This is a genomic window from Gordonia zhaorongruii (genome assembly GCF_007559005.1).
Taxonomy (GTDB): Bacteria; Actinomycetota; Actinomycetes; order Mycobacteriales; family Mycobacteriaceae; genus Gordonia; species Gordonia zhaorongruii.
This window is the reverse complement of record NZ_CP041763.1, coordinates 611,108-626,356: the sequence shown is the minus strand read 5'-3', so window position 1 is coordinate 626,356 and position 15,249 is coordinate 611,108. Positions and strand designations below refer to the sequence as shown.

Here is a 15,249-nt window from a genome sequence, read left to right as displayed (position 1 = left end):
CGTGTCAGCACTCGATGAGCTGCATCGCGCGATGCAGGGCCGACTGGCCGACGCCGGAATCTCGGACGTGCCCGCCGTGCCCGCGCGGCGGGCGCCCGACCGCGCTCCCCTGTCGTTCAGCCAGCGGCTGGTGTGGTCGCACCAGCGGCGTGTTCCCGAGAGCACCGCGAACAACATCTGCCTCGCCTTCACGTACACGGGCCCCGTCGACCGAGAAGCACTGCGCCGGGCGCTGTTCGCCGTCGTCCGCCGCCACGAGATCCTGCGGACGACGTATCACGCCGACGCCGACGGTGAGCCGTTCCAACGGATCCACGAGGAGTTCCCGCTGCCGGTCGCGTCCGTCGATCTGCGGCCGGCTTCCGCCCCGGAGTGCCGCCTGCACGAGCTCATCTCGAAGGCCGCGACCGAGCCGTTCGATCTGGCGGCCGAGTCGTCGGTGCGGGTGAGTCTCGTCGACCTGCCGTCCAATGCGGCGGGTGCGCCGCGCTTGGCGATGGTCGTCGCGATGCAGCACATTCTCTGGGACGGGATGACCCTGCCGGTGATGGCCCGCGACGTGGCGCGGTTCTACGACGCGGCGCTCACCGGCCCCGACATCGCAGTCGATCCACCGCCGCGGCAGGTGGCCGATTTCGCCGAGTGGGAGCAGGATCGCTTCGCGGCCGCCGACCACACCGCCGACACGCGTTTCTGGGAGGATCAGTTCGCCGGCGTCGTGGACACGGCCAACCTGCCGTACGACCACCGCCTCGATGCCGCGCCCGAGACGAGCACACGGCACGACCGGGTGATGAGCGCCGCCGCCGACTCCGCTTTGCGGAGCCTGAGTTCGGAACTGCGGACACCGCCGTTCACCGTGTTCCTCACGGCCTACTACCTCGCTCTGCGTCGTCTCACCGGACGATCGGATGTCCTCATCGGGACTGCAGTCGCCAACCGCGAGGAGACCGGGACCCAGGACCTGATCGGCAATTTCAGCAACTCGATCCCGCTGCGCATCCGCGGCGCAGGTCCCCGTTTCGCCGATCTCGTCGAGCACACCCGGACGGTGACCGACGCAGCCTTCGCGCATCGCGCATTCCCGTTCACGCACATCACCGACATCGCCCGCAAGGCCACCGCCGACGACGCGGCGCAGCCGTTCGATTCCCTCGTCCTGTTCCTCGACCAGAAGGTCGACGGCATCCACCTCCCCGGAACCACCATGACCTGGAAGCTCGCTGACAAGGGACGGCTCGCATTGCCGCTGACTGTGGAGGCCTTCATGCATCCGGACCGGACAGACGTGCAGATCTCTTATCGGGTCGCGCTCTTCGCCGACAGCGCCATCGAGCGCCTCCACGATCATCTCGACGACATCCTCGCCGCCGCCACGGCACGCCTGCCGCTCGCGGATCTGCTGACTGCGGAGGACTCCGGTGAATGACGGCGACGGCCATCCCCGCGCCGAGCACTCCCCTGCCTACGACTTCGAGCTCATCCGAGACGCCCACGCGATCCCGCACATCCGGTCCGGCTCCGCGGCGGGCGCTCTGTTCGGCCAGGGTTACGCCACCGGCATCGACCGCGCCTGGCAGATCGAGTTCCTGCGCCTGCGGGCGGAAGGCCGGACGGCCACCATCTTCGGCGCCGACGGAGTCGAGTGGGACGAGTTCGTTCGACGGGCCCAGATCGATCGGGTCGCGCGCCGCGTCCACGATGCGTCGTCCGCACGGACGCGGCTCCTGCTCCGCGCCTACTCCGACGGGATCACTCGATCGCACGCCGAGGCGCATGCGGTCGAGCTCGACGCATTCGACCATCGTCCGACGGCGTGGGATCCGTGGACGCCGATCGCGGTCTTCCTCGCGGCGCACCTCATGTTCGGCCGCTTCGCCACCAAGCTGTGGCGCCTGAACGCCTGCCGCTCACTCGGCCCGGCCGCCCTGGACCTCTTCGACTGCGAGGGCCCCGTGCACCCCGGCGATCAGGTGCCCGACCGACCCGACGCGCAGTTCATCGCCGACCTGACCGCGCACTGTCCGGTGGATCCGACATCAGGCCCGGTGCCTCGTGCCGATCCTGCGGTGCCGCCGCTCGGCGACGCCATCTCGGGAAGCAACGCCTGGGGAATCGCGGCATCGGCGACCGAGACCGGCGCACCGCTGATCGCAGGCGATCCGCACCGGTTCATCGAGACCCCCGGGGTATACCAGCAGATCCACCTCGCATCACCCGAGTTCGACGTCGTGGGCTTCGCTTTCGCCGGTGTTCCGGGCATGCCGCACTTCGCGCACGCGAAGTCGGTTGCCTGGGGGATCACCAACGCGATGGCCGACTACCAGGACGTCTTCATCGAGAAGCTCAGTCGCAGCGACGACGACGTTGTCGCCATGACTCCCGAGGGAGCATCGCCGGTGCCCTCGCGCACCGAGCGCATCGACGTGCGCGGCGGAGAGTCCGTCCAGGTCGAGATCATCGAGACGCCGAACGGGTCAGTGGTCTTCGGCGGACCGGACGACGCCTGGTCGGTGAGCCTCCGGACGCCGATGCTCACCGACTCCTCCTCGACCTTCGACGCGGTGACCGACCTGATCTTCGCGCGATCCGTCGACGACGTGGAGCGTGCGTTCGCCGACTGGGTGGAGCCCGCCAACCGGATCGTCATCGCGGACACCGCGGGCCGTCTCACTCGGCACACGGTGGGCCGGTTCCCGGTCAGGGCGGCGGAGAACTACTGGCTGCCGGTGCCCGGCTGGGACGAGCGGCACCGCTGGCGTGGGTACGAGACTCCATCGGTACTCGACGACGGTTTCGACGCCGCAGTGACCTCGCACGCCGTGATCGCGAACCAGCGCATCCCCGACTGCTCGCCGATGCAGCCCACCACCACCGAATGCGCGCCGCCTGCCCGTGCCGAACGGATCGATCGGCTCCTCTCGGATCCGGCCGCAGGCTCGGTGGACGGATGCGAGACGATCCATCGCGACGTCGCCAATGCGCCGGCCGCCGTCATCACCGACCTGATCGCTTCCCTGACCGACGTGAGTGAACGCGGACGCGCACTGCGAGATCGACTGCTCACATGGGACGGCGGCATGCACGCCGCCAGTCAGGAGGCGTATCTGTTCGCGGAGTTCCGCAGCCGATTAGTCAGCACGATCTCCGCCGATCCGGCGCTGTCGGGCCTGACCGCCCCGCACGGCTACCCGATGTGGATCACGCCGTTCTTCTCCGTGCCGATCAGGGTCGCCGCGGCGCTGGAGTCCATCATCGCCGGAGCCCCAGGGATCGGTCTGGACGTGGAACGGTCGGCGACCGCCGTACTCGAGTCGCTGGCCACCGAGACCGATGCGGTGCCGGTCGTTCCGGCCTGGGGTGACGTTCACGTCCTCGTGCCGTTCCATGGCATGGACTTCGCGGGGGTCACACCGAAGTATTCGGAATTGTCCGAGCAGGTCCGTCCCCATCCGGTCCGTCTCGGCGGCGACGCCGAGTGCGTGTTCGCCAACTCCAGCGTCGTCGGTGTCTCCCACGTGTGCCGCTTCGGTTCCGTGGCGCGCTACGTGTGGGACATGAGCGACCGCGACCGAAGCAGATGGATCGTGCCGATGGGCGCCAGTGGCGACCCTCGGTCAAAGCACTTCCAGGACCAGACCTTCGCCTGGTCCCGCGGCGAACTCGTCGACGTCGTCAGCGACTGGACGGCGCTGCGCAGCGATCACGCCGCACGAACCCCGTCCGCACACACTGCCTCGACGCCCGGGGCCGTCCGAACGCAGGAGAATCCGTGAACGTCCTGACCGATGCACAGCAGGAGGCGATGCGTCGCCGACTCGCAGCCGCCGGAATCGACACTGCCGGTACGGAGGCCGGGTCCAGCGCCGACGAGTCGGCGCCGCAGCCGCAAACCGCGGACGGTGCGCTCGGCATCGCCGAGCGCCGGATGTGGAAGATCTACGAGATCGATCCCGAGTCCGACTCGCACAACTTCGCCGTCCATCTGGAGTTCGGCGCCCCGTACTCGATCGAGGACGTGGTCGCCGCGACCGAGCGGCTGATCGCCTCCTCCCAGGTCATCGGCTCGATCATCGAGGTCGTCGACGGTGTGCCACGCCGACGGGCCATCGAACGGAACGGCCGGTGGGCGGTCCCGGGCGAGGTCTGGGAGTGGGGCGAGATCCCCACGGACGGCGCCGATGAGGCTCGGGGCCGATCTGCCGGGGACGCTGTCGCCCAGGCGGCGCAGACCCTCGCGGCGGCGCCGTTCCGGCTCACCGAGGAACCGCCCTGCCGGGTCCGGGTACTGCGGCACCACACGGGTGTCTCGATGATTCTGGTGCTGCACCACATGGCGGGCGACGAGACGATCCTCCCGCCGGTGATCGGCGCCCTCGTATCGGGCGATGCCCGGAGCGCGGTCGTGCTGCCGACCGGCGCCGCCGTCGACCCGTCAACCCGGACCGGCGCCCACGCGGACGCGGCGGTGCGGCACGCGCAGCGCACCTGGGCAGCCGAGGGCATCCGCTACCCGCTGTCCGGACAGCTGCCTGCGTCCAGCGCGGAGGACAGCTGGTTCTCGGTGATGGGCGAAGGTCCCGGCCGCTGCCTCAGCCTGCCGGTCCCCGACGCTCACGTGAAGCGTTCGGTCGCCTTCGCACGCGAGGTCGGAGCCACCCCGAACGCACTGTTCATCGTGATCTCCGCACTCACCGTCAGTGCAATGAGCGGGTCCGACGACTTCGTCATGCTGGTTCCCGCCGACAACCGGGCCCCCGGAGAGACCACCGATCGGGTCGGCTACACCGGCAACATCATCCCCATGCGGTTCACGTTCGACCGCCGCGACCGGACCGGCGACGCGCTGCGAAGCGGGGTTGCGGCGGTGTACGGCGCGATGGAGCACTCGGCCATCGACTACGGGACCATCCTCACCGCACTGCGCACCGACGGCGGACGGTTCCCGGTCGCCGAGATCATGACGCTGGTGAAGAACGCCCCGCTGCGCGGGATCGCTGTGCCCGAGGGCGCGCACGTCACCTGCGAGACGATCACCAAGGATGTCGTGCACTATCCGCTGTCACTCGCGTTCGAGTTCAGCGAGAACGACGATCTCCGCCTCGACGTCGAGTACCGCACCGACATCCTCGACGAGGCGTTCGCCGACCGGGCGGCGCGGACCGCCATCGACCTGATCGCCAGGCTGCCGCAGTCGGCCGACGCTGTGCTCGGCGAGGTACTCGGGTCGGACTGATCAGGTAGGTATCAGCCGCCGCGGACGATCAACCGACCGGCGCGGCCTCCGCGATCACCGCGGACAGCGCATCCACGAAGGTCCCCGGGTAGCCGGGCAGCGCGGACCGGTCGGCGACCACGCCGAGCGACGTCCGGCTGCCCAGGATGAGTCCGGTGATCGAGAAGGAGTACCCCAGCAGCGGCGAGAAGGGCGTCATCCCGGCGAAGTCCCGCCCCAGCACCGAACGGGAGCGGGTGAACCCCGGATTGATGCCGATGTGGATGTCCGGGCTCATCCTCTTCATCGATTCGGCGACGAGGGCGCGCTGGTCTGCCCACGGCATCGGCGGAGCGTCGTCCACGGGGGCCAGCGCGAGTTCCAGGCGCTCGGTCTCGGTGATCGCCAACTCGGCGCGCGCCCGCTCGATCTGGACATCCAGGTCGGCGGAGTCTCCCGGAAGGTTGAGCAGCGAGAGACCGACGGCGTTACCCGTGTGACGGAACGACGGGTCCAATGTCACCGGCAGAGTCACGCGGATGTTCTGCGCCTGAGGTTCGTCGGTGACCGGCGGAGCGACGCTCACCGCCCGTCCGATGGCCGCTATGAGGAACTCGTGGACCGATGCCCCGTGATGTCGGGCGGCGCGCCGCAGTTCGCGCGTCGACGCGGAGTACAGCGCTGTCTCGCGCCGCCCCGAGCCGGTCAGCGCCGGCCATGACCGCCCCTCGTCGCCCGCGGCCCACTGACGCTCGAAGGCTGTGCGACTCGCCGCCAGGAGTTCCGGGTCGACGGTGCCGACTCGGAATCGCGGGCTCGTCGCGAACCGGTCGAACTCGCGGGGACCGTCAGCGCCGACATCTGCCAGCAGGCCCGCGAACGCAGCGCCGGCGATACCGTCGGAAAGGCTGTGGTGCACTTTCAGCAGGATCGACTGCCTGCTGGTCCGCGTCGAGGTCAACAGCGTGATGTGCCAGTACGGCTGGGGCTGAGGAAGCGGCTCCTCGAGCTGCGACTCGATGAGCCGGCGCAGACCGGCGTCGTCGGCGAATAGCGATTCGGTGACGTGATCCGCGATCACGACGTCGTCTGCCAGAACGATCTCGGGCTCACGCGCGAAACCGCCGCGGACGCCCACACGGAACAGGTCGAACCACCCCACGCGCTCGCCGACCCGTTCACGAAGCGCATCCAGGGTCAGCGCCGGCCCCTCGTCGGCCAGATCGAGCAGCATCGCCCAATGCGCGGGTACGCCGGGAGCGTCGCTGTGGAGGTAGGTGTGATCGGACGGCCCGAAGTCGGTGACTGTCGGCCCGGCTCCCGCCCCGACTGCGGCGCTCACCGCCCGGCCCTGTTCAGTTCGGCCCCGTTCGGTTCGGCCCTGTCCGAATCGAGACCGTCCAGCTTGGCGCGGATCGCGTCCTGGAGGTCGCCGACCGTGGCGCTCTCGTAGATCTCCCGTTCGGAGAGTCGCACCCCGAGTCGTTCCTCGATGGCGACGACGCCGATGGCGAACGCCACCGAATCCATTCCGAGGTCGTCCACGAGCGACGACGACGCGCTGATGTCTCCTGGCGAGAGGTCCAGATCCTCGTCGAGGATGCTCGTGAGGGTTTCCTGAACCCGGTCGGCCATTCGATGCTCCTTCGCGACGGCGTGAAGTGCGCTGTATCGGCACACCGGTGACCCATCATAACAAAGGTGAGCCTAACCAATTCTCACGCCGCAGGGCGGGCACGACTCACGGCTCGCGACCGGTCAGCCGAAGATCTCGACGAACTTCTCCAGCGACCTGTGCACGTCGCCCTTTACCGCTGCCGCGGCGGCTTTGCCGGCTGGACCGATCATCGGCAGGCCGCCGAGGTCGATGAGGAAGGTTATCTTCGAGCCGTCGCCGTCGGGCTCGACGGTCAGGTCGAGCTTCGCCTTCACACCACCCTTTCCGCTACCCTTCAACGCGACTTCGCTTGGGGCACGGAACTTCTCGACCTCCCATGCGAATCGGACCCGAGCCCCCTTCACAGTGATGACCGACGACACCTTGGTTCCCGCGCGGAGTTCGTCGGCACCGGGGAGCCTGCTGCGCCAACCGTCGTGAAGGACCAGCCACTCGTCGTAACGAGACAGGTCTGCAGCCGCCGCGAAGGTATCCTCGGGCGAGAGTTCGACATGAATGGAGTCACTTGTCTTGGCCATGGTCACAGAGCCTAGCGTCTGCCGGGCCGCGCGTTCACTCCTGAATCGCATTCTGGTCGGGCACGGCGTATCCGCACTGATCACCGAAGTCGAGGCATACGACGGCCCCAACGATCCCGCGTCGCACGCCTACACACGGACGCCCCGGTCGGAGATCATGTACGGCCCGGCACTGCGGCTGTACGTCTATCAGATGCACGGACACCACTGCGCGAATATCGTCACCAGCCCGGAGGGCCAGGGATCGGCTGTGCTGATCCGCGCGGGACTCATCGTCGACGGCCTCGAATCGGCACGCGACCGGCGGCGAACCGCACGCGGCGACGTGGCCGACGAGCTCCTCGGACGTGGTCCGGGCAATCTCGCGAAGGCCCTCGGCATCACCAAGGCGGACCTCGCAACCGACCTGACCTCCCCCGAAGGCGTGCATCTCGGACCGTCTGCAGACACGAAACGGCCCGGCGAGATACTCGCCGGGCCGCGTGTCGGTGTGCGTCTGGCCGCAGACCGGCCATGGCGCTACTGGGTCGACGGTGAACCCTCGGTGTCGGCGTACCGCCGACACTCGAAGGCCTGACCGCTACTGACCGGGCTGACCACCCTGCGGAGGCTGGCCGCCACCCTGCTGGCCGCCGCCCTGCTGATCCTGGACTCCGGCTGCCTTGCGAGCCGCGCCCTGCGCCTTGTCGACCTGCGCCGAGTACTTGTTGCCCGTCGCCTTGTTGACGGCGTCGCCGCCCTTGTCGATCAGATTCGGGTTCTTCTTGACTGCGCCCTTGGCCTTGTCGATAATTCCCTTGAAATCCATGCGGGCATCATACCGCCCCGAGTCAACCGGACGCAGCCGTCCGGCGATCATCGCCCCTCTGCAGCACCCGGCTGCTCACCTCTACGGCCGCGCAACCGACCAGCGCGCACGCCCCGGCGACGCTCATCATCGCGGCGTTCGAGGAATCCAGGTGAAACGTGTGCTGGCTGAACGGAACCGTGAAGAGCAGCACGTAGGCGAGCACCGAGATCCCCACGAGAACTACTTTCCACCAGGTGTACGGCCGTGCGACCACCGCAAGCACGTACACGGCGATCGCGATCATGGTGGCAAGCGTCGCCGTGGCCACCTGCGTCGGCCCGGCGGCCGCGATGTCCCGGTTCACGAGCATGAAGCAGACGAAGGCCGACAGGCCGACGATGACTCCGTTGGGTACCGCCTGAGTGAGGACACGGCGAACGAAACCCGATCTCGCGCGCTCGTTATTCGGCGCGAGGGACAACACGAACGCGGGAACGCCGATGGTGAACCACCCCGAGATCGTCACGTGGATCGGTTCGAACGGATAGCTGATGGGCGCCCAGCCGAAGGCCTTCGCCAGCAGACCCGCCACACCGACGAGCACGGCGAGAAGCACCGCGTACACGGTCTTCGTCAAGAACAGGTTCGAAACACGCTCGATGTTGCCGATCACCCGGCGACCCTCCCCGACCACATACGGGAGAGTCGCGAACTTGTTGTCCAGCAACACGATCTGCGCCACCGACCGGGCCGCCGACGAGCCGGCTCCCATGGCGACGCCGATGTCCGCGTCCTTCAGGGCGAGCACATCGTTCACACCGTCGCCGGTCATCGCGACCGTGTGCCCCTCCCCTTGGAGCGACGCGACCATCGCGCGCTTCTGATCGGGACGGACGCGGCCGAAAGCGTCAGCGCCGTCGACCACTCGGGCCAGTTCCGCACCGCTCTCCGGGAGACGGCGCGCATCGACCGCCGACTCCGGCGTGCCGAGCCCGAGAGAGGCGGCGACCGCACCTACCGACAGCGCGTTGTCGCCCGAGATCACCTTGACCGCGACATGCTGCGAATCGAAGTAGCCGAGGGTGTCCCTGGCGTCCGGGCGCACGCGCTGCTCCAGGACGATCAGTCCGGTCGGCACGATCGGACCCGGCAGTGCGGCTCCCGTCGGCGGTTCGGTGTCGACCGGCGCGCGGCAGGTGGCGACGAGCAGTATGCGCATCCCGGTGGAACCCAGATCGGATGCGAAGCGCGCGATCTCGCTGTTCGGATCGAGCAGCACGTCGGGTGCGCCGATGAGCCAGTTGCCGCGATCGGCACCCGTCTCATCGACGAACGACATCCCGCTGAACTTATCGGCCGACGAGAACGGCAGGATCGCCGACGTAGACCAGTTCGGCGCCTGCGGATACGCTTCGCCGAGCGCCGCGATGCTCGCATTGGGCCGGGGATCGTGAGCGGCCAGTGCTGCGAGGGCGCGGTGCAGCTCATCGTCGTACGGGCCGCTGTCGTGGGGGCCGCTGTCGTACGGGTCGCCGCCCTTCACGTCATGGCCGTGCGTGCTCTCAGCCAGCACTCGAACCTCGGACAGCCGCATGCCGTTCTCGGTGAGTGTGCCGGTCTTGTCGGTGCACACCACGTCGACGCGGGCCAGCCCCTCGATCGCCGGTAACTCGTTCACCAGGCATTGACGTCGGCCCAGTCGCACGACACCGACCGCGAAAGCGATCGAAGTCATCAGCACCAACCCCTCCGGGACCATCGGGACCAGGGCTGCGACCATGCCGAGCAGCGCCGTCTTCAGGTCGTTCTGGCTGATGAACAGCTGATTGACGATGGTGAGGACGCCTGCCGGGACCAGCAGCCAGGTGATCACCTTCAGAATCCGATCGATGCCCGAACGCAACTCGGACGCCACGAGGGTGAACTTGCTGGCCTCTGCCGCCAGCTGCGCCGCGTACGAGTCGGGACCCACCTTCGTCGCCCGGTAGGCGCCCGATCCGGAGACCACGAAGCTGCCCGACATGATCACGGCACCCACCGGCTTGTCGACGGCGTCCGCCTCACCGGTGAGCAGCGACTCGTCGATGTCGAGGGCCTGCGACTCGACCGCTTCGCCATCCACCACGATCTGATCGCCCGGACCGAGTTCGATGATGTCGCCGCGCACCACCTCATCGGGCGCGATGTCCTGTGCGATACCCGCGCGCCGCACGACGGGTCGCGTCTGTCCGACGATCGCCAGCCGGTCGAGCGTGCGTTTGGCCCGTATCTCCTGGATGATGCCGATGCCGCTGTTCGCGATGATCAGCAGACCGAACAGACCGTTGATGAACGAGCCGGTGAACGCGACGATCGCGAACAGGACGCCGAGGATCGCGTTGATGCGAGTGAAGATGTTCGCCTTGACGATGTCGGCGACGCTGCGGCCCGACTTGGCCGGAATCGCATTCGTCTCGCCGGCGGCCACCCGCTCGGCGACCTCAGCTGCGGTGAGCCCCGGGACCCGCTCCACGGTCGTCATACGTGCCGTCCCCACCAGTCGAGGTCGTCGAATGCGGTGCCGGTCCGGTCGTCCACCTGAACGGTCGACCCGGGCCGCGGCACGCACACGTCGACGCTCGCCGCCTCCGCCGCGGGCATCAGCCGCCGAACAGGATCGCCCCAGGGGTGCCGCGCGAGATTGAACGTGCCCCAGTGGATCGGCACCAGCAGTGATTCCGTGTCGCCGCCGTTGACCAGCGAATGAACGGCCACCGCCTCCTCCGGGTTCAGGTGGATGTCGGGCCACGCCGGATCGTAGGCGCCGATGGCGATGAGGGTCGCGTCGAACGGGCCGTGCCGGTCCCCGACCTCCCGGTAGGCGTCGGTGAACCCGGTGTCGCCGGAGAAGAAGAACGAGTGACCGGGTCCGGTCACCGACCAGCTCGCCCACAGGGTGTTGTTCCGCGTGAGGCCGCGGCCGGAGAAGTGCCGTGCCGGTACGCAGCCGAACGTCACCTCCACGCCGCGAACGGTGACGGTTCGACTCTGCTGCCAATCCGCGGTGGTGATCCGCCCCTTCGCGACGCCCCAGTGCTCCAGGTGCGCGTCGACGCCGATCGGCGCGACGAATCGGGCGTCGGGCTGCGTCGCGGCGATCGCAGTCACCGTCTCGACGTCCAGATGGTCGTAATGGTCATGGCTCAGCAGCACCACGTCGATGGCGGGCAGGTTCGGAGCCGACACCGGTGCACGGTGCATCCGCTTGGGTCCGACGAGTTGCGACGGCGAGCAGCGTGCGCTCAGCACCGGGTCGACGAGGATCCGTACGCCGTCGACGTCGACGATCGCGGTGGCGTGCCCGAGCCAGCTGACGGACATGCCGTCCGGTTCCGGACTCAGGTGCGGGCTCATCACCGGCAGCGTGCCCTTCGGGCTCCCCGAACTCCGCAGCATGTCGACGAACGTTCCGACGTCCGGTCCGCCCGCCTCGGGCGGCCGTTCCCGGTTGGCGAACACCCCGTTGACGAGGTTCGGCGAGCCGTGCGTCACAGCCGCGATCTCCGCAGCGGACGCCCCCATCGCGCGCAGCGGTCCGGGTTCGCGCAATGCGCGCATGCGTGGGATGACAGTCACGCTTGACCAGGGTAATCGCACTCCGGAAATCATCCGCTCACCAGGTCGTTACTCTCAGATGAGACGTGTGTCATACTGGAGTCGCGTTAGTTGATCGAATGATCCACTTTGATCAGGGGGAACCGAGATGTCACGACAGCCCGCCGACGGCATCCGGCCCGACTGGGCCGCCATCGACGATGCGGTGCGCCGTGCGCACCTGGACTCCCCCGTGCTGGCACTCGACCTCACCGCACTGGAGCACAACATCGCGGACCTACGACGACGTGCCACCGGAGTGCCGATCCGTGTCGCCTCCAAGTCGCTGCGCGTGCGATCCGCCATCGAGACGATCCTCGGCCGCGACGGGTTCGCCGGAGTCCTCGCCTACGACGTCGCCGAAGCGCACTGGCTCGCAATCGAATCCGGGGTCGAGGACGTTCTACTCGGTTACCCGACCGCTCGGCGCGAAGCGCTCGCCGCACTCCTCGGCGATGAGACCGCCTGTTCACGGGTCACGCTTCTCGTCGACGATCCAGCCCAACTCGACCTGGTCGACTCGATTCTCCCGGCAGGCCGGCGGCCGACGATCCGGGTCGCCATCGACTTCGACGCGTCGCTGCGCGTCCTCGGCGGCCGACTCCATCTCGGCGTGCGACGCTCACCGATCCACTCCACCGAACAGGCCGTCTCCCTCGCCCGGACAATCGCCGACCGCGATGGGTTCGCTCTGGTCGGCGCCATGTCGTACGAGGCCCAGGTAGCGGGCGTCGGCAACGGCGTCGACGGCAAGCTCGCCATGAACACCGCGGTGTCCGCGATGCAAGCCGTATCGATGACCGAACTGCGTCACCGCCGGGGCGAGGCCATCGCCGCGATCCGCGAGATCGCCGACCTGGAGTTCGTCAACGGCGGCGGCACCGGCTCGATCGAGGAGACCGCCAAGGACTCGTCGATCACCGATATCGCCGCAGGCAGCGGATTCTTCGGCGGGCACCTCTTCGACAACTACCGGCATTTCCGTCCGGCCCCCGCGCTCGCCTTCGGATTGGACGTCCTGCGCCGTCCCGATGCCGACATCGTGACATGCGGCGGCGGCGGATGGATCGCGTCCGGCCCGCCCGGCGATGATCGTCTGCCGAAGCCCGTCTGGCCCGAGGGGCTCGAGTACGTCGGGACCGAGTCAGCGGGCGAGGTGCAGACTCCGCTGTCCGGCGCGGCGACCGCCGACCTGTCGATCGGTGACCGAGTCTGGTTCCGCCACACCAAATCCGGCGAGGTGTGCGAGCGGTCGAACCGTGTCGCCCTGATAGCACGCGACGGGCGCGGCGGCGCCGAGGTCGTGGACGTCGTCCCCACCTACCGCGGCGAAGGGAAGAGCTTCCTGTGAGCACACCGGCCACCTGGACCAATTGGGGCGGCACGGCCTCCTGCACACCGTCGCAGGTGTTCCGGCCCGAGACCGTCGACGAGCTCTCGCTCGCCGTGCAGAATGCGGCCGACCGCGGCGAGAACGTGAAACCCGTCGGATCGGGCCACAGCTTCTCGAACATCGCGACGACGACCGGCATTCACGTCGATCTGTCCGCACTGCACCGAACGCCGACCGTCGACCGCGAACGCAAGCGCGTCACGCTGTCCGCAGGCACGCACCTCCACGAGATCCCCGCGTTGCTGGAACCGCTCGGTCTGGCCATGGAGAACCTCGGCGACATCGATCGTCAGACCATCGCCGGCGCCACCTCCACCGGCACGCACGGCACCGGCGGACGGTTCGGCGGACTCGCGACGCAGATCCGCGGGATCACGCTGGTCGACGGCACCGGCGGGATCCGGAAGATCGACGAGGACGACCACGACCTGGCGGCCGCCGCGCTCGGACTGGGTGCTCTCGGCGTGGTCACCGAGATCACCGTGCAGTGCGTCGATGCGTTCGCAGTCCGCGCAGAGGAGGGCCCCGCCGACATCGAGGACGTCATCGACGGCTTCCTCGACCAGGTCGCGACTGTCGATCACCACGAGTTCTACTGGTTTCCGCACACCGCTCGGGCCCTCACCAAGACCAACACCCGGCTGCCTGCGGGCACGCCGTCCGACGGCCCCGGCCCGGTGCGCCGGTACATCGACGACGAGTTGCTCTCCAACCGTGCGCTCGGCGCACTGTGCACACTCGGTTCATTTCTGCCCCAGCGAGTTCCGGCGATCAACCAGGTCGTCGGACGAGCCGTGTCGGCCCGGACGTACACCGACCGGTCGGACCGGATCTTCGTATCCGATCGCGGTGTCCGCTTCCGGGAGATGGAGTACGCGATACCCCTGGAGGCAGTCCCCGACGCATTGCGTGAAGTCCGGAGAATGATCGAGCGCCGCGGTCATACCGTGAGCTTCCCGATCGAGGTGCGCGCCGCCGCGGCGGACGACCTGATGCTGTCCACAGCGCACGGTCGGCGAACCGGTTACCTCGCCGTGCACCGTTTTCATCGCGACGCCGAACGGGCTTCCCTCGACTACTTCCGCGACGTCGAGGACATCATGACCGACCACGCCGGCCGACCTCACTGGGGGAAGATGCACACCCGCGACGCCGACTACCTACGCGGCGTTTACCCGCGCTTCGACGATTTCGCGACCGTCCGCGACCGATTCGACCCGCAGCGCACGTTCGGTAACGCCTATCTGCGCACGGTGCTGGGCGACTGAGTGAGTCGCTGCCCTACTTGCCCTGGAACACCGGAGCGCGCTTCTCCTCGCGGGCACGGCGCGCCTCTTTCACGTCGTCGCTGAGCCACGCGGCGAGCATCGCCTCATGCCTCTCGGTGGGAGCCTCGTCGCGGGCACCGTCGCCGTTGAGGACCATCTTGTAGTGACGCAGGGTGAGGGGTGCGAACCCGGCGATGGTGGCCGCCCAGTGCTGAGCGTCGGCGAGATCGCCGATGCGGTTGGCGAAACCCAGATCGTGAGCGCGATCGGCGGACAGCGGGTCGCACCCGATGAACATGCCGCGCGCCTGCCCCGAACCGACCAGGGAGACCAACCGGCGAATGGTCCATTCGTCCACGGCGACACCGATCTTCGCGGCCGGGATGCCGGCGATCGCATCCGGAGCCATCACCCGCAGGTCCGCGGCCATCGCCAACTGCAGGCCCGCGCCCAGTGCGGCACCGTTGAGGGCCGCGACGACCGGTACCGGCGTCGACTCGATCTTCGCGATGAGCGCCACCAGCTTCTCCGGGAACGTCGGATCGTAGATCGGGCCGGACAGGTCGGCGCCGGCGCTGAACACGGTGCCGCGCCCGGTCAGAACGATGACGCGCGCCCCGCTGTCCACCGCCTCGGTGAACGCCGAACCGAGATCGATCAGCATGTCCTCGTCGAGAGCGTTCCGTTTCGCCTCGCGGGCCAGCTCGATGGTGGTCACGGGTCCGGACTGGGTACTCACAATCATGCAGGCAGA

The 15,249-nt window shown here is 68.3% G+C and carries 13 protein-coding genes; 6 read left to right on the top strand and 7 right to left on the bottom strand.

Going from position 1 to position 15,249, the window contains the following annotated elements:
• Position 1 precedes the first annotated feature (1 nt).
• From FO044_RS02825 to FO044_RS02815, 3 genes are read left to right on the top strand one after another with little or no spacing between them, the layout of a single operon-like run.
• Positions 2 to 1,429 (top strand): condensation domain-containing protein, encoded by a 1,428-nt coding sequence (locus FO044_RS02825; protein ID WP_235831419.1) that lies wholly within the window; start codon positions 2 to 4, stop codon positions 1,427 to 1,429.
• The gene (locus FO044_RS02820) at positions 1,422 to 3,776 is read left to right on the top strand and encodes a penicillin acylase family protein (RefSeq protein ID WP_132993152.1); all 2,355 of its coding nucleotides are present in this window, start codon (positions 1,422 to 1,424) and stop codon (positions 3,774 to 3,776) included. The genes FO044_RS02825 and FO044_RS02820 overlap by 8 nt, the downstream gene beginning before the upstream one ends.
• Positions 3,773 to 5,236, top strand: coding sequence for a condensation domain-containing protein (locus tag FO044_RS02815; protein ID WP_132993151.1), 1,464 nt, complete (start codon positions 3,773 to 3,775; stop codon positions 5,234 to 5,236). The genes FO044_RS02820 and FO044_RS02815 overlap by 4 nt, the downstream gene beginning before the upstream one ends.
• Positions 5,237 to 5,264: 28 nt before the next feature.
• Here the strand turns inward: FO044_RS02815 and FO044_RS02810 are convergent, their stop codons facing one another.
• The 3 genes from FO044_RS02810 to FO044_RS02800 form a co-directional block, all read right to left on the bottom strand.
• Entirely contained in the window at positions 5,265 to 6,557 is a 1,293-nt protein-coding gene (locus FO044_RS02810) for a wax ester/triacylglycerol synthase domain-containing protein (protein WP_132993150.1), read from the bottom strand.
• A complete protein-coding gene (locus FO044_RS02805; RefSeq protein ID WP_132993149.1) occupies positions 6,554 to 6,850 on the bottom strand; it encodes an acyl carrier protein in 297 nt (98 codons plus the stop codon). The genes FO044_RS02810 and FO044_RS02805 overlap by 4 nt, the downstream gene beginning before the upstream one ends.
• 123 nt (positions 6,851 to 6,973) lie before the next feature.
• Positions 6,974 to 7,411 carry a type II toxin-antitoxin system Rv0910 family toxin gene (locus FO044_RS02800; protein ID WP_132993148.1) on the bottom strand — a complete coding sequence of 146 codons (438 nt, stop codon included), beginning with the start codon at positions 7,409 to 7,411 and terminating at the stop codon, positions 6,974 to 6,976.
• Here FO044_RS02800 and FO044_RS02795 point away from each other — a divergent pair.
• The gene (locus FO044_RS02795; RefSeq protein ID WP_132993147.1) at positions 7,389 to 7,988 is read left to right on the top strand and encodes a DNA-3-methyladenine glycosylase; all 600 of its coding nucleotides are present in this window, start codon (positions 7,389 to 7,391) and stop codon (positions 7,986 to 7,988) included. The genes FO044_RS02800 and FO044_RS02795 overlap by 23 nt on opposite strands.
• Before the next feature lie 3 nt (positions 7,989 to 7,991).
• On the opposite strand, the gene FO044_RS02790 is transcribed toward FO044_RS02795, so the two are convergent.
• Genes FO044_RS02790 through FO044_RS02780 form a run of 3 tightly spaced genes read right to left on the bottom strand, consistent with a single transcriptional unit; the run spans position 7,992 to position 11,816 of the window.
• Positions 7,992 to 8,219, bottom strand: a complete 228-nt coding sequence (locus FO044_RS02790; protein ID WP_132993146.1) for an antitoxin — start codon at positions 8,217 to 8,219, stop codon at positions 7,992 to 7,994.
• A 22-nt stretch (positions 8,220 to 8,241) separates the two neighbouring features.
• Positions 8,242 to 10,722 (bottom strand): HAD-IC family P-type ATPase, encoded by a 2,481-nt coding sequence (locus tag FO044_RS02785; RefSeq protein WP_132993145.1) that lies wholly within the window; start codon positions 10,720 to 10,722, stop codon positions 8,242 to 8,244.
• The gene (locus tag FO044_RS02780) at positions 10,719 to 11,816 is read right to left on the bottom strand and encodes an MBL fold metallo-hydrolase (RefSeq protein ID WP_235831418.1); all 1,098 of its coding nucleotides are present in this window, start codon (positions 11,814 to 11,816) and stop codon (positions 10,719 to 10,721) included. The genes FO044_RS02785 and FO044_RS02780 overlap by 4 nt, the downstream gene beginning before the upstream one ends.
• A 127-nt stretch (positions 11,817 to 11,943) precedes the next feature.
• Here FO044_RS02780 and FO044_RS02775 point away from each other — a divergent pair, with 127 nt between their 5' ends.
• Complete coding sequence (locus tag FO044_RS02775) at positions 11,944 to 13,185, top strand: alanine racemase (RefSeq protein ID WP_132993144.1); 1,242 nt, start codon at positions 11,944 to 11,946, stop codon at positions 13,183 to 13,185.
• Positions 13,182 to 14,495 (top strand): D-arabinono-1,4-lactone oxidase, encoded by a 1,314-nt coding sequence (locus FO044_RS02770; protein ID WP_132993143.1) that lies wholly within the window; start codon positions 13,182 to 13,184, stop codon positions 14,493 to 14,495. Before FO044_RS02775 ends, FO044_RS02770 begins: the two co-directional genes overlap by 4 nt.
• 13 nt (positions 14,496 to 14,508) lie before the next feature.
• Here FO044_RS02770 and FO044_RS02765 read toward each other — a convergent pair whose 3' ends face one another.
• Positions 14,509 to 15,240 carry an enoyl-CoA hydratase gene (locus FO044_RS02765; protein WP_132993142.1) on the bottom strand — a complete coding sequence of 244 codons (732 nt, stop codon included), beginning with the start codon at positions 15,238 to 15,240 and terminating at the stop codon, positions 14,509 to 14,511.
• Positions 15,241 to 15,249 lie beyond the last annotated feature (9 nt).

Bases quoted from the DNA above. Each gene is read 5' to 3' on its own strand.
- FO044_RS02785 (WP_132993145.1), bottom strand. From the start codon at position 10,722: ATGACGACCGTGGAGCGGGTCCCGGGGCTCACCGCAGCTGAGGTCGCC.
- FO044_RS02795 (WP_132993147.1), top strand. From the start codon at position 7,389: ATGGAGTCACTTGTCTTGGCCATGGTCACAGAGCCTAGCGTCTGCCGG.
- FO044_RS02800 (WP_132993148.1), bottom strand. From the start codon at position 7,411: ATGGCCAAGACAAGTGACTCCATTCATGTCGAACTCTCGCCCGAGGAT.
- FO044_RS02765 (WP_132993142.1), bottom strand. From the start codon at position 15,240: ATGATTGTGAGTACCCAGTCCGGACCCGTGACCACCATCGAGCTGGCC.
- FO044_RS02790 (WP_132993146.1), bottom strand. From the start codon at position 8,219: ATGGATTTCAAGGGAATTATCGACAAGGCCAAGGGCGCAGTCAAGAAG.
- FO044_RS02775 (WP_132993144.1), top strand. From the start codon at position 11,944: ATGTCACGACAGCCCGCCGACGGCATCCGGCCCGACTGGGCCGCCATC.
- FO044_RS02805 (WP_132993149.1), bottom strand. From the start codon at position 6,850: ATGGCCGACCGGGTTCAGGAAACCCTCACGAGCATCCTCGACGAGGAT.